The 12,631-nt window shown below is 61.2% G+C and carries 15 protein-coding genes; 13 read left to right on the forward strand and 2 right to left on the reverse strand.

The genetic code is table 11. From position 1 onward, the window contains the following. Positions 1-265: 265 nt before the first annotated feature. The 7 genes from accD (at position 266) to RCH14_RS05590 (ending at position 7,860) form a co-directional block, all read left to right on the forward strand. Positions 266-1,138, forward strand: coding sequence for an acetyl-CoA carboxylase, carboxyltransferase subunit beta (gene accD / locus RCH14_RS05560; protein WP_183555523.1), 873 nt, complete (start codon positions 266-268; stop codon positions 1,136-1,138). A gap of 139 nt (positions 1,139-1,277) precedes the next feature. Beyond that, the gene (gene folC / locus RCH14_RS05565; protein WP_343025170.1) at positions 1,278-2,576 is read left to right on the forward strand and encodes a bifunctional tetrahydrofolate synthase/dihydrofolate synthase; all 1,299 of its coding nucleotides are present in this window, start codon (positions 1,278-1,280) and stop codon (positions 2,574-2,576) included. 12 nt (positions 2,577-2,588) lie between these two features. Further along, entirely contained in the window at positions 2,589-3,590 is a 1,002-nt protein-coding gene (locus tag RCH14_RS05570) for an SPOR domain-containing protein (protein WP_343025171.1), read from the forward strand. Between the two features lie 13 nt (positions 3,591-3,603). Continuing rightward, a complete protein-coding gene (locus RCH14_RS05575) occupies positions 3,604-4,092 on the forward strand; it encodes a CvpA family protein (RefSeq protein WP_343025172.1) in 489 nt (162 codons plus the stop codon). A 62-nt stretch (positions 4,093-4,154) separates the two neighbouring features. Then, complete coding sequence (gene purF, locus RCH14_RS05580) at positions 4,155-5,672, forward strand: amidophosphoribosyltransferase (RefSeq protein WP_343025173.1); 1,518 nt, start codon at positions 4,155-4,157, stop codon at positions 5,670-5,672. 2 nt (positions 5,673-5,674) lie between these two features. Then, the gene (locus RCH14_RS05585) at positions 5,675-6,916 is read left to right on the forward strand and encodes a cystathionine gamma-synthase family protein (RefSeq protein ID WP_343025174.1); all 1,242 of its coding nucleotides are present in this window, start codon (positions 5,675-5,677) and stop codon (positions 6,914-6,916) included. Positions 6,917-7,143: 227 nt separating this feature from the next. Beyond that, positions 7,144-7,860: a sel1 repeat family protein gene (locus tag RCH14_RS05590; protein WP_343025175.1), complete on the forward strand. Its 717-nt coding sequence runs from the start codon at positions 7,144-7,146 to the stop codon at positions 7,858-7,860. 45 nt (positions 7,861-7,905) lie between these two features. Here RCH14_RS05590 and lexA read toward each other — a convergent pair whose 3' ends face one another. Beyond that, positions 7,906-8,535: a transcriptional repressor LexA gene (lexA, locus tag RCH14_RS05595; RefSeq protein ID WP_332531557.1), complete on the reverse strand. Its 630-nt coding sequence runs from the start codon at positions 8,533-8,535 to the stop codon at positions 7,906-7,908. 293 nt (positions 8,536-8,828) lie between these two features. On the opposite strand from lexA, the gene rpsF reads away from it, so the two are divergent. The 5 genes from rpsF (at position 8,829) to RCH14_RS05620 (ending at position 11,889) form a co-directional block, all read left to right on the forward strand. After that, positions 8,829-9,236 (forward strand): 30S ribosomal protein S6, encoded by a 408-nt coding sequence (gene rpsF / locus RCH14_RS05600; RefSeq protein ID WP_183555516.1) that lies wholly within the window; start codon positions 8,829-8,831, stop codon positions 9,234-9,236. A gap of 37 nt (positions 9,237-9,273) precedes the next feature. Then, positions 9,274-9,573 (forward strand): primosomal replication protein N, encoded by a 300-nt coding sequence (gene priB / locus RCH14_RS05605; protein WP_343025176.1) that lies wholly within the window; start codon positions 9,274-9,276, stop codon positions 9,571-9,573. A 28-nt stretch (positions 9,574-9,601) separates the two neighbouring features. After that, positions 9,602-9,892 carry a 30S ribosomal protein S18 gene (rpsR, locus tag RCH14_RS05610; RefSeq protein WP_183555514.1) on the forward strand — a complete coding sequence of 97 codons (291 nt, stop codon included), beginning with the start codon at positions 9,602-9,604 and terminating at the stop codon, positions 9,890-9,892. A gap of 36 nt (positions 9,893-9,928) precedes the next feature. Continuing rightward, positions 9,929-10,381: a 50S ribosomal protein L9 gene (gene rplI, locus RCH14_RS05615; protein ID WP_183555513.1), complete on the forward strand. Its 453-nt coding sequence runs from the start codon at positions 9,929-9,931 to the stop codon at positions 10,379-10,381. 119 nt (positions 10,382-10,500) lie between these two features. Continuing rightward, positions 10,501-11,889 carry a replicative DNA helicase gene (locus tag RCH14_RS05620; protein ID WP_343025177.1) on the forward strand — a complete coding sequence of 463 codons (1,389 nt, stop codon included), beginning with the start codon at positions 10,501-10,503 and terminating at the stop codon, positions 11,887-11,889. Here the strand turns inward: RCH14_RS05620 and RCH14_RS05625 are convergent. After that, on the reverse strand, positions 11,886-12,059 hold the full coding sequence (locus RCH14_RS05625) for a hypothetical protein (RefSeq protein ID WP_343025555.1): 174 nt from the start codon (positions 12,057-12,059) through the stop codon (positions 11,886-11,888). The genes RCH14_RS05620 and RCH14_RS05625 overlap by 4 nt on opposite strands. On the opposite strand from RCH14_RS05625, the gene RCH14_RS05630 reads away from it, so the two are divergent. Continuing rightward, the gene (locus RCH14_RS05630; protein ID WP_343025178.1) at positions 12,003-12,629 is read left to right on the forward strand and encodes a DUF47 domain-containing protein; all 627 of its coding nucleotides are present in this window, start codon (positions 12,003-12,005) and stop codon (positions 12,627-12,629) included. The genes RCH14_RS05625 and RCH14_RS05630 overlap by 57 nt on opposite strands. Positions 12,630-12,631 lie beyond the last annotated feature (2 nt).

Below are 12,631 nucleotides of genomic sequence, written 5' to 3' on the forward strand. Positions count from 1 at the left end.
CTTGACTCTGTCCCTCATATTGCGAAAAGGATCTATTGCGGCATTAATTCGGCCGAGGATCGATGCTATTTATTGGGAAATTATCGAAAGTTGTCAAACAATTCGACTCTGACCCTCATTGTTTGAGGGTGATCGCTATGGGGTGCGGGTTGTGGGTGCTGTGTGATGTTTGATTGGCAATCTTGATAATTTGCTACGATTCGACAAGCTGCCTGCGAGCGGCTACACTACGCCCCACTGTAAGATTTGCCGCAAAGGAGAGAATATGAGTTGGTTGGAAAAACTGCTGCCCCCTCGGATCCAGCGCTCCGATGCCGCTAACCGCAAGACCATGCCCGAGGGCCTCTGGGTCAAGTGTCCGTCGTGCGAGTCGGTGCTGTACCGGGCGGATATCGAGTCCAACCTGCACGTGTGCCCGAAGTGCTCCCATCACATGCGCATCCGCGCGCGTGCGCGCCTGGATTCGCTGCTCGATGAAGGCGGTCGCTACGACATTGGCCAGGAGACGTTGCCAGTCGATACCTTGAAGTTCAAGGACAGCAAGAAGTATCCGGACCGCCTCAAGGCTGCCATGGAAGCCACCGGCGAGACCGATGCGCTGATTGTCCAGGGCGGCTCGATCATGAGCTTGCCGGTGGTCGTGGCCTGTTTCGAATTCGAATTCATGGGTGGCTCGATGGGCTCGGTGGTCGGTGAGCGTTTCGTGCGTGGCGCGCAGGTCGCGCTCGAGCAGAAGGTGCCGTTCATTTGCATCACTGCCACCGGCGGCGCGCGCATGCAGGAAGGTTTGCTGTCGCTGATGCAGATGGCCAAGACCACGGCGATGCTGACCAAGCTGTCCGAGAAGAAGCTGCCGTTCATCAGCGTGCTGACAGACCCGACCATGGGCGGTGTCTCGGCCTCGTTCGCCTTCATGGGCGACGTCGTCATCGCCGAGCCGAAGGCCCTGATCGGCTTTGCCGGTCCGCGCGTCATTGAGAACACGGTGCGTGAGAAATTGCCGGAAGGCTTCCAGCGCGCCGAGTTCCTGGTCCAGAAGGGCGCTGTCGACATGATCGTCGACCGCCGCAAGATGCGTGAAGAAATCGCGCGCCTGCTGGCCCTGCTGCAAAACCAGGCGACCGAAGTTCTGGCCTGATCCATTCAAAGGCCACCGCGAGGGCAACCCGCGAACATTGGCGCCAACGGCGACCGGCGCCGCCATGCCATACGGCGGCCCCGGCGGTCGCCTTTCACATTTCCCGCATCGCCCGCTGACTCCCTTTTTGCTGAGCACCATGTCCCCACTCCCGACTACCTTGCCCGACTGGCTGGCGCTGCTCGAATCGCGTCATGCCGAAACCCATATCGACATGGGCCTGGACCGCGTCCGCGCCGTCAAGGAACGCCTGCAGCTCGCGTTTTCATGCCCCGTAGTCATGGTGGCCGGCACCAACGGCAAGGGCTCGACCTGTGCGATGCTCGAGTCGGTGTTGCTGCAGTCGGGCTACCGCGTCGGCCTCTACATCAAGCCGCATTTCCTCGACTTTAACGAGCGCGCCCGCATCAATGGCGAGATGGCCTCCGACGACGTCCTGATCACCGCCTTCAACGCCGTGGAAGCCGCGCGCGGGGATACGGACCTCACGTACTTCGAATTCACCACACTGGCCATCGCCCACCTGCTGTCAACCAGCGAGATCGACGTCGCCATCCTCGAAGTCGGCCTGGGCGGCCGGCTCGACGCTGTCAACGTGATCGACGCCGACGTGTCGATCGTTACCAGCATCGACATCGACCACACGGCTTACCTGGGCGACACGCGCGAGAAAATCGGCTTCGAAAAAGCCGGCATCTTCCGCGCCGGCAAAACCGCGATCTGCAGCGACCCTGTGCCCCCACAGTCGCTGATCGACCATGCAACGAACATTGGCGCCGATCTGTGGCTGCTCGGCCGCGACTTCAACTACCAGGGCGACCAGCAGCAGTGGAGTTTTGCCGGCCGCACCGGGCGCCGTAACTCACTGGCGTATCCGGCCCTGCGCGGTGCCAACCAGTTGCTCAATGCGTCCGCCGCGCTGGCCGCCCTCGAGGCGCTGCGCATGACCTTGCCATGCGGCGCCCAGGAAACCCGCGCCGGTCTGGCGATGGTCGAGCTGCCGGGCCGCTTCCAGGTGCTCGCGGGACGCCCGACCCAGGTGCTCGACGTGGCCCACAATCCGCACGCCGCATCGACGCTTGCGCAGAACCTCGGCAATATGGGCTTTCACCGCTTCACGTACGCGGTGTTCGGCATCATGGACGACAAGGACATCGACGCCGTGATCGCACCGATGGCATCAAGCATCGATCACTGGTGCGTCACGCGCCTCGATTCGCCGCGCTCGGCCGACCCTGCAGCATTGGCAAACAAGATTGCTGCACTGAAGCCAGCCGGCGCGAAAGCCGGCGATTTTTCTGTCACCACCTTCGATACGCCCGCCGAGGCTTACGCGAATGCGCTGAGCCGGGTTGAGGAGAATGATAGAATTGTGGTCTTTGGTTCGTTCTACACGGTTGCCGGCGTGATGGCGGCCCGTAAATCCTCACTACACTGATACCTCAATCGCATGGGCTTGTTCTCGTTCGGCACTAAAAACAAGCAAGAAACTGTTCGCGACAGCGGCCACTTCGTCAAGGACGACGAGGCCGCCTACACCGAGCGCGCACGCTCCAAGCGTGCAAGCTCGGCCGGTGAGGGCGGTCGCCGCTCGAGCCGTGGCGATCCGATCCTACCCGAGAAAAAACGCGCGCGTCGCCGCCTGGTCGGCGCCATTGCGCTGGTCCTGGCGGCCGTGGTGGCCTTGCCGATGCTGCTCGATTCCGAGCCCAAGCCGCTGGCCACCGACATTGCGATCCACATTCCCGACAAAGACAAGGCCGCGCCGCTGCCGGTGCCATCCGAGCAGGTCGCGCCAACGGCCAGCGTCGACAGCGACGAAGAGATCATCGACGCTGTCCCCGCGCCGCCTGCTGGTACGCGCACGCCCCCGGTCGCCGTGGCCGCAGCGCCGGTCGCCAGCGAGGTGCCGCCAATGCGCATGCTCGAGCCAGCCAAGCCGGTCGAAACAGCCAAGCCGACGCCGAAGCCCGAAGCAACGCCAAAGCCAGAAACCGAAGCCAGGCCAGTGACAAAGCCCGAGCCCGTCAAGGCCGAGCGCAAGAGCGAGCCCGAGAAAAAGCCCGAGCCAGAGAAGAAACCGGTCAAGGTCGCCGAGAAAGCCGCCGATTCGCATCCAAAAGCCGAGCAGGTCGCCAAGCCGGCCCGTCCGGACGACGCCGCGCGCGCCATCGCGATTCTCGAAGACAAGCCAGCCGCCAAGCCCGAGCCAAAAACGATCAAGGCCGAGGGGCCGGCGCCGCGCTTCGTGGTGCAGGTTGCCGCGCTGGCCAGCCAGGAAAAAGTCACCGAATTGCAAAGCCGCCTGCGCGCCGCCGGCGTCGCCTCGTTCACCCAGAAGTCTGGCGAACTGATCCGCGTGCGGGTCGGCCCGTTCAGCAAGGAAGAAGCAGAGAAAGTGCGTGCCAAATTAGGCGGCATCGGTCTGTCCGGCACGATGGTGCCGCTCTGATCCTCGCTGCAGCGTGACGATTTTCGATTACCTGGTGCTGTTCGTGCTGATCGCGTCTGTCGTGATCAGCACGCTACGCGGCCTGGTGAAGGAAATCCTGTCGCTGGTAGGCTGGGTCGTCGCCTTCGTGGTGGCCAATGTCTACGGCGCCCAGCTCGCGCCCTTGCTGCCCGAGGTGATTCCGGGCGGGACCGCGCGCCTGATGGCCGCCTTCATTGCGTTGTTCCTGGGCGTGCGAGTTCTGATGGGCTTGCTGTCGATGGCAATTGGCGCGGTGGTTGCGGCCACGGGCCTGTCGCTGGCGGACCGTGGCCTGGGCGGCTTGTTCGGCCTGGCGCGAGGCGTTGTGATCGTGCTCGCAGGCGTCATATTGTGCGGGATGACGGCGATTCCGCAGCAGGCGTTCTGGCGCGACGCGCTGTTGTCACCGATTGCCGAGACCGGCGCGCGCACCGTCAAACCATTCTTGCCCGCTGCCTTTGCGCAGCATATTAATTACTAGACCAGTATTCGTTGTTTTCGCAGTTTTCTGTCATTTTGCACCCAAGCTTTTAGGAGCACTTCATGTGTGGCATCGTCGGCGTCGTTTCGCACTCTCCCGTCAACCAGCTTCTGTACGATGCATTGCTGCTGCTGCAGCACCGCGGCCAGGACGCTGCGGGCATTGCGACCAATCACAGCAGCATGTTCTCGATGTTCAAGGCCAACGGCCTGGTACGTGACGTTTTCCGTACCCGGAACATGCGTTCGCTGCAGGGCAACACCGGCATCGGCCATTGCCGTTACCCGACCGCAGGTTCGTCGAGCGAAGAAGAGGCGCAACCGTTCTACGTCAACGCGCCATTCGGCATCACGCTCGCGCACAACGGCAACCTGACCAACCAGGCTCAGCTCAGGGATGAGCTGTTCCGTAACGACCGCCGCCACATCAACACCGATTCCGATTCCGAGGTGCTGCTCAACGTGCTGGCCCACGAAATCCAGGAAGCGGCCGATGGCTTCTCGCTCGACGCCGACGCCATCTTCAAGGCCGTCGCCGCCGTGCACCGCCGCGTGCGCGGGGCCTATGCGGTCGTCGCGCAGATCGCCGGCCATGGCATGCTGGCGTTCCGCGATCCGTTTGGCATCCGTCCGCTGTGCCTGGGCGTGAACGAAACCGAGAACGGCAACGAATACCTGGTCGCCAGCGAGTCGGTCGCTCTCGAAGGCCTGGGCTTTCGTTTCGTGCGCGACATCGCGCCGGGCGAGGCGGTCTTCATCACCAATGATGGCAAGCTGTCCGAGCGCCAGTGCGCCGAAAATCCATCGCTCAATCCGTGCGCGTTCGAATTCGTCTACCTGGCCCGCCCGGACTCGGTGATCGATGGCGCGTCGGTCTACGCTACGCGCCTGCGCATGGGTGAATACCTGGCCGACAAGGTTCTCAGTGAAATCCCGGTCGAAGACATTGACGTCGTCATGCCGATTCCCGATTCGTCGCGTCCTGCCGCCATTCAGCTGGCGTTGAAACTGGGCGTCGAATACCGCGAAGGCTTCATCAAGAACCGCTACATCGGCCGCACCTTCATCATGCCGGGCCAGGGCATGCGCAAGAAATCCGTGCGTCAGAAGCTCAATGCGATCATTTCCGAATTCAAGGACAAGAACGTGCTGCTGGTCGACGATTCGATCGTGCGCGGCACCACCAGCCGCGAGATCGTGCAGATGGCCCGTGAAGCCGGCGCGCGCAAGGTGTACTTCGCCTCGGCCGCGCCACCGGTGCTGTACCCGAACGTGTACGGCATCGACATGCCGACCCGCGACGAACTGATCGCCTACGGCCGCACGACCGAAGAAGTCTGCCGTGAGATTACCGCCGACCGCGTGATTTACCAGGACATCGATGCCCTCAAGCGCGCGATTTCGGACGTCAATCCGGCACTGACGAACTTCGAGGCGTCGTGCTTCGACGGCGTCTATGTGACGGGCGACGTGACCCCGGAATACCTCGATCGCCAGGAAACGGCGCGTCATAATCCTGCCGCCAAGGATGAAGACCAGGTCCGTACCCAACTGAATTTGAACCCCGCCGCCGCCGAGTAAGCATGAGCGAGAAAAAAACCTACGGCTTTACCACGACGATCCTGCACAACGACCGGTACAAGCCGATCGAGCACGGTTCGCTGCACAAGCCGATCCACACCTCCGTCGCGTTCGGCTACACGGATGCGCGCCAGCTCGCGTCCGTGTTCCAGGGCAAGGAGCCGGGCTTCCGTTATGGTCGCCAGGGCAATCCGACCGTCAGCGCGCTCGAGGACAAGGTGAGCAAGATGGAAGATGGCGTCGCCACGCTGTGCTTCGGCACCGGCATGGCGGCCATTGGCGCGCTGTTCCAGGCCTTGCTCAAGGCGGGCGACGCCATCGTCTCGTCGAGCTTCCTGTTTGGTAATACCAACAGCCTGTGGCAGACGGTGGCGGGGCAGGGCGTCGATGTTGCCTTTGTCGATGCGACCGATGTGGCGCAAGTCGAAGCGGCGTTGACGCCCAACACGCGCATGGTGTTCGTCGAGACGATCGCCAATCCGCGCACGCAAGTGGCGGACCTGGCCCGCATCGGCGAGCTGTGCCGTGAGCGGGGCATCCTGTACGTGGTCGACAACACGATGACGTCGCCATGGCTGTTCCGCCCGAAGAGCGTCGGTGCTGGTCTCGTGGTCAATTCGCTGACCAAGTCCATCGGTGGTCACGGCATCGCGCTCGGCGGCGCGCTGACTGATACCGGGCTGTTTGACTGGAGCACCTTCCCCAACATCGCACCGAACTTTCGCAAGCAGCCGGCGCAGGCCCAGGGCATGGCGCAACTGCGCGCGAAAGCGCTGCGCGACTTCGGCGCCTCGCTTGGGCCGGAAGCGGCGCATCACATCGCCGTCGGCGCCGAGACACTGGCGCTGCGCATGACGCGTACCTGCGCCAATGCACTGGCGCTGGCCACGATGCTCGAGGCTGACGAGCGCGTGGCGAAGGTCCACTATCCGGGCCTGGCCTCGCACCCACAGCATGGTATTGTCACGTCGCTGTTTCGCGCCGGTGGTTCGCTGCTCAGCTTCGAGCTGCACGAGGCCATCGATCCGTTCGATTACCTCAATCGCCTGCAGCTGGCGATTCCGGCGTCGAACCTGGGCGACAACCGTACGCTGGTCATTCCGGTGGCGCACACGATCTTCTTCGAGATGGGCGCCGAGCGCCGCGCCAGCATGGGCATTGCCGAGTCGCTGATCCGTGTGTCGGTGGGCATCGAGGACACCGATGACCTGGTTGAAGACTTCCGCCAGGCGCTGGACGCGTAAGTACGGCGTACCGCCCGGCGTTACCGCGCGGCGTATCGCGCGGCGTTACCGCGCGGCGTTACCGCGTGGCGTTACCGCGTGGCGTTACCGCGTGGCGTTACCGCGTGGCGTAAAGCCATGCAAAGAAGGCCGGCGCGATGCCGGCCTTGTCATTTTTACGGTTGAGTTTGGCTGTAAAAGGGGGCTATGATGCGCCATCGTCAGCTTGTCATTTTCTTCGGATGCCCATGAAACGTTTCCTGCTCTGCCTGTCCCTGTACCTGCCCCTGAGCATCGCCAGCACTGCCTATGCGGGCGAGCTGGAAGACGCCAATGCGCTGTTCGAAAAGAAGGATTACGCGGGCGCGCTCAAGCTCTACACCAAGCTGGCCAATGCCGGCAATCCACAAGCGCAGCAGCAGCTGGGCCAGATGTACTGGTATGGCGAAGCGGGCGCCGTCGACGAGGCGGCGGCCAAGGCATTGTTCGAAAAGTCGGCGGCCAAGGGCAACAAGGTCGCGGCCGAATCGCTGGTCGTGATGGAACAGCGCGTGACCAAGCGCGCCGAGATCGATTACTGGATCAAGGGCTACGATGGCGCCGAGCTGCAGTCGGGCGAATACCGTTGCCCGTCGCCGCGCATTCCAGCCGTGTCGAAAGTCAACGACGAGATCGATCGCGTCAACAAGCTGGTGACGGGCTGGCAGGATTGCTATAACAAGATGGTAACGAACCTGAACGCGCAGTCGCCATTGACCAAGAAGATTCCGGCCGATATCGCCAAGCTGATGAACAAGCAGGAAACAGAGGCATCGGCAGCCTACCTGGAGCAGGTGCGGCAGAATATCGCGGAAGGCGCGAAGGTCAATTCAAAGATGATCCTGGCCGATTTTGCCGCGTGGCGCAGTGCGACCGAGGCCTTTGTCAGCCAGCACAATGCGGTCGTGAAGAAGGCGTCGAAGTAGGCAGGGCAGGACGGGCGCCGGCAGGGAGAGGCCGGCGCCTTTGCATCAGTTCCAGCTACGCATCAGACCAACAGCCAGGCCTTCGAGTGCAAACTCTTCGTCTGGCGAGACGGCAATGATGTTGAAGTCGGGGTTTTCTGGCAGCAGCTCGACCAGATCACCCGTCTTGCGATAGCGCTTGACCGTGACTTCGTCGCCCAGGCGCGCGACGACGATCTGGCCATTCTTGGCGCTGTCGATTTTCTTGACCGCCAAAAAGTCGCCATCCATGATGCCGGCGTCGCGCATCGACCAGCCCTTGACCTTCAGCAGAAAATCGGGCCGCGCTGCGAACATCGCGGCGTCGACGTTGTAAGTGGCTTCGACGTGCTCCTGCGCCAGGATCGGATTGCCCGCCGCGACGCGCCCGACCAGCGGCAGCGACATGAACGACGGTGGCGGCATCGGAATCGCCTCGACGCTCGCGCCGATCAGGCGAATGCCACGCGACGTGCCCGGCGAAATTTCGATGGCGCCCTTGCGCGCCAGCGCTTGCAGATGTTCTTCAGCCGCATTGGCCGAGCGGAAACCAAGTTCGGAAGCGATTTCAGCCCGGGTCGGGGGGAAACCGGTGTTCTCGATCGCTTCCTTGATCAGGTTCAGGATCTGTTCTTGCCGTGCAGTGAGCTTTAGCATAAATGTGTTACAGCAACCGGTTATGTGTGTAACCTGTATTTTTGTACAGTATTCTGCCGCGCGCAAGGGGAAACGCAAAAAATATCGCGAAAATCCCGATTCAGGGTCCAAACATGCGCCAAAACCCCGGAATTGTCGAGTCAGATCTGTCGCAAGACGGGCTGAACGTGCCTGCAATGCGTCATTGGGCTTTCCAAGCCACCGAGATCCGGGTTATAATTGCCGGCTTTCCCTTCCCACACTCGTCTTGACGCCGAGGTGGGCATTTGTTAAACGTCCTCAAGGAGTAATGCATGCGTCATTATGAAATCGTGTTTATCGTCCATCCGGACCAGAGCGAACAAGTCCCGGCGATGATCGAGCGTTACAAGACCACGGTGACCAGCCGCGGCGGTAACATCCATCGCGTTGAAGACTGGGGCCGCCGCCAGATGGCATACCAGATCCAGAAGCTGCCAAAAGCACACTACATCTGCCTGAACATCGAATGCGACAACGAGACCCTGGTCGAGCTGGAAACTGCATTCAAGTTCAATGATGCGGTTCTGCGTCACCTGACCGTCAAGCTGAAAAAAGCTGAAACCGCACCGTCGCCGATGATGAAATCGGTGCAGCGCGAAGACGCAGCCAAGAGCCACCGTGCCGAAGCCGCTGCGCCTGCAGCCGCTCCAGCCGCTGCGCCAGCGCCTGCTGCTGCTTAAGTTTTTCCCAGTTATTCGTAGTAACCAGTAATACCGGGTGCACAGCGCAAACCACCTCCAGCTCATGGCGACCATCGCCGAGCGCGACGTACTGCGTTACACCCCGGCCGGTGTGCCAATCGTTTCAGCCGTCCTGATGCACGAATCGCAGCAGGAAGAGGCCGGAGTCGAAAGGTCGGTCGCGTTCGAAGTCCCCGCGTTCGCCGCGGGCGAGATTTCGGGCAGGTTTGCCAGCGCCGAACTTGGCGCCAGCTACAGGTTCAACGGATTTCTTGCACGGAAAAATCGCAACAGCAAAGCCCTGGTGTTTCACATCATTGATTTCAGTGCCGCTTAACCCGGCAATTTAGATACAGGAGCCTCAAATGGCATTCGGTAAAAAGTTCGACAAAAACAAAGCGAAACTCAAAGAGAAGCGCAAACAGCAAAACCCGCTGTTCAAGCGCAAGAAATTCTGCCGCTTCACCGCCGCTGGCGTTGAGCAGGTGGACTACAAGGACGTCGACACCCTGAAGGACTTCGTCCAGGAAAACGGCAAGATCATGCCAGCACGTCTGACCGGCACCAAGGCGCACTATCAGCGTCAGGTCGACACCGCGATCAAGCGCGCACGCTACCTTGCGCTGCTGCCGTACACCGACCTGCACCACGGTTAATCGTCGGTCACGACAGTCAGACATCTGGAGATCACTATGCAAATCATTCTGTTGGAAAAAGTAGTCAACGTCGGCAACCTGGGCGACGTCGTCAAGGTCAAGGACGGTTACGCACGTAACTTCCTGATCCCACAAAAGATGGCCCGCCGCGCTACCGCCGGCGCCGTCGCCGAGTTCGAAGCCAAGCGCGCTGAACTGGAAAAAGCAGCAGCTGAAAAGCTGTCGGCTGCCCAGGCCGAAGGCGACAAGCTGAGCGGCATGACCGTCACCATCGGCCAGAAAGCCGGCGTTGATGGCCGTCTGTTCGGTTCGGTCACCAACTTCGACATCGCCGAAGCGCTGACCAAGCAAGGTTTCGCTGTCGAGAAGTCGCAAGTGCGCCTGCCGACCGGCCCTTTGAAAACCACCGGCGAATTCCCGGTTGCAGTCGCTCTGCACACCGACGTCGTGTCGGAAATCACCGTCGCTGTTGTGGGCGAAGCTGCCTAAGCACACGCTGTACATGTGCTGAGCACGCAGTTCTGAAAAAGCCGGGTTCGCCCGGCTTTTTTGCTTTTCGGCTTTCCATTATTGCCAGTCGCAAGACCGGAAAAGGTATAATCCCGCCCATGAACGCAGCACCTCCAGATCCGCAACTCGACGCCCTGCGCATCCCCCCGCACTCCATCGAAGCCGAGCAATCCGTCATTGGCGGCTTGCTGCGCGATAACGCCGCATGGGACCGCATTGCCGACTTCATGAACGCGGAAGACTTCTACCGCTACGATCACCGCATCATCTTCGAACAGATGGTCCGCCTGATCAACGGCGGCAAGCCGGCCGACGTGATTACCGTCTACGAAGCCTGTAACCAGCTCGGCAAGGCCGATGACGTGGGCGGCCTGCAATACCTGAATGCGATGGCGCAGAACACGCCGTCGGCTGCCAATATCCGGCGCTATGCCGAGATCGTGCGCGACCGCGGCATCCTGCGCAAGCTGATCACTGTGGCCGATGAAATCTCGGGCAATGCGTTCAACCCGCAGGGCAAGGAAGTCAAGCAGATGCTCGACGAAGCCGAGTCCAAGATCTTTGCCATTGCCGAATCCGGCTCGCGCGGCCAGCAGGGCTGGAATCCGATCCAGCCGCTGCTGACGCAGGTCGTCGAGCGCATCGACGAACTCTATAGCCGCGAGAATCAGGGCGAGATTACCGGGGTGCCCACCGGCTTTATCGACCTCGACCGCATGACGTCCGGCCTGCAACCGGGCGACCTCGTCATCGTTGCCGGTCGTCCGTCGATGGGCAAGACGGCGTTCTCGGTCAATATCGGCGAGAACGTCGCGATCGAGGCCGGTCTGCCGGTCGCAATTTTCTCGATGGAGATGGGCGGTACCCAGCTGGCGATGCGTATGCTGGGTTCGGTCGGCCAGCTCGACCAGCACCGGCTGCGTACCGGGCGCCTGAACGACGAGGATTGGCCGCGCCTGACCCACGCCATTCAAAAGATGAACGACGCCCAGCTGTACATCGACGAGACGCCGGCGCTGAACCCGATCGAGATGCGTGCGCGTGCGCGACGCCTGGCGCGCCAGTGCGGCAAGCTGGGCCTGATCATCGTCGACTACTTGCAGCTGATGCAGGGTAGCCAGCCGGGCGATAACCGCACCGCTGAAATTTCGGAGATTTCGCGCTCGCTCAAGGGCCTGGCCAAGGAGCTGCAATGCCCTGTGGTGGCGCTGTCGCAGCTGAACCGCTCGCTGGAACAACGGCCGAACAAGCGGCCCGTGATGTCCGACTTGCGCGAATCCGGCGCAATCGAGCAAGATGCCGACGTCATCATCTTCCTGTACCGCGACGAGGTCTACAACCCCGATTCGCCCGACAAGGGCACGGCCGAAATCATCATCGGCAAGCAGCGTAACGGTCCCATTGGCGCGATCCGCCTGACCTGGATCGGCCAGTACACCAAGTTCGGCAATTACAGCGGCAACCTGTCTGTGTACCAAGGTGACTAAATAACCATTTGTAGTAACACCGAGGCGGCCATTGATGTTTTAATGGCCGCCTTTGCGCGTGGCCGCATTTCCGGCGCGAGCGCGTGATCCCAGAGAGTCAATACGGAGAATCTATGTTTGGACGTTTCATGCCCACCGAGGGCAAGTTTTTCGATCTTTTCAATCAGCATGCCGACTTGTGCGTCAAAGGGGCGCAGGAGATGGTCAGTCTGATGACCAACTTCGATGACCTCGAAACCCGCACCCATGCGATCGAGACGATCGAAAAGCAGGCTGACAAGATCACCTATGCCACGGTGGACTTGCTGCACAAAAGCTTCATCACGCCGATCGACCGCGACGATATCCACAAGCTGATCACGCGCATGGACGACATCCTGGACATGATGGAAGACGCGGCCCAGACGATTTCGCTGTACGACCTGCAAGCCGTGACGCTGGAAGCCAAGCGTCTGGCCGAGCTGTGCCTGGCCTGCTGCCTGAAGGTGCAGGAAGCCGTCTCACTGCTGCACAATATGGACAACGCCGCCAGGATCGTCGCGCTGTGCGAAGAGATCGACCGCCTGGAATCGGACGCCGACCACGTGATGCGCGCGGCGATGTCCAAGCTGTTTCGCGACGAGCCGGACGTGCGTAACCTGATCAAGATGAAGGCCATCTACGAGATTCTCGAGACGGTTACCGATCGCTGCGAAGACGTGGCCAATATCATCGAAGGCATCATCGTCGAGAACGCGTAAGC

Origin of the sequence: Massilia sp. MP_M2, assembly GCF_039123635.1 — a bacterium.
Taxonomy (GTDB): Bacteria; Pseudomonadota; Gammaproteobacteria; order Burkholderiales; family Burkholderiaceae_D; genus Telluria.

What these genes read in the sequence shown, in the direction of transcription:
- folC (WP_343025170.1), top strand. Translation starts at nt 1,278, where the DNA reads ATGTCCCCACTCCCGACTACCTTGCCCGACTGGCTGGCGCTGCTCGAA.
- purF (WP_343025173.1), top strand. Translation starts at nt 4,155, where the DNA reads ATGTGTGGCATCGTCGGCGTCGTTTCGCACTCTCCCGTCAACCAGCTT.
- rpsF (WP_183555516.1), top strand. Translation starts at nt 8,829, where the DNA reads ATGCGTCATTATGAAATCGTGTTTATCGTCCATCCGGACCAGAGCGAA.
- RCH14_RS05625 (WP_343025555.1), bottom strand. Translation starts at nt 12,059, where the DNA reads ATGCTGATTGAAAAGATCGAAAAACTTGCCCTCGGTGGGCATGAAACG.
- rpsR (WP_183555514.1), top strand. Translation starts at nt 9,602, where the DNA reads ATGGCATTCGGTAAAAAGTTCGACAAAAACAAAGCGAAACTCAAAGAG.
- RCH14_RS05630 (WP_343025178.1), top strand. Translation starts at nt 12,003, where the DNA reads ATGTTTGGACGTTTCATGCCCACCGAGGGCAAGTTTTTCGATCTTTTC.
- RCH14_RS05585 (WP_343025174.1), top strand. Translation starts at nt 5,675, where the DNA reads ATGAGCGAGAAAAAAACCTACGGCTTTACCACGACGATCCTGCACAAC.
- RCH14_RS05570 (WP_343025171.1), top strand. Translation starts at nt 2,589, where the DNA reads ATGGGCTTGTTCTCGTTCGGCACTAAAAACAAGCAAGAAACTGTTCGC.
- lexA (WP_332531557.1), bottom strand. Translation starts at nt 8,535, where the DNA reads ATGCTAAAGCTCACTGCACGGCAAGAACAGATCCTGAACCTGATCAAG.
- rplI (WP_183555513.1), top strand. Translation starts at nt 9,929, where the DNA reads ATGCAAATCATTCTGTTGGAAAAAGTAGTCAACGTCGGCAACCTGGGC.
- RCH14_RS05590 (WP_343025175.1), top strand. Translation starts at nt 7,144, where the DNA reads ATGAAACGTTTCCTGCTCTGCCTGTCCCTGTACCTGCCCCTGAGCATC.
- RCH14_RS05620 (WP_343025177.1), top strand. Translation starts at nt 10,501, where the DNA reads ATGAACGCAGCACCTCCAGATCCGCAACTCGACGCCCTGCGCATCCCC.
- accD (WP_183555523.1), top strand. Translation starts at nt 266, where the DNA reads ATGAGTTGGTTGGAAAAACTGCTGCCCCCTCGGATCCAGCGCTCCGAT.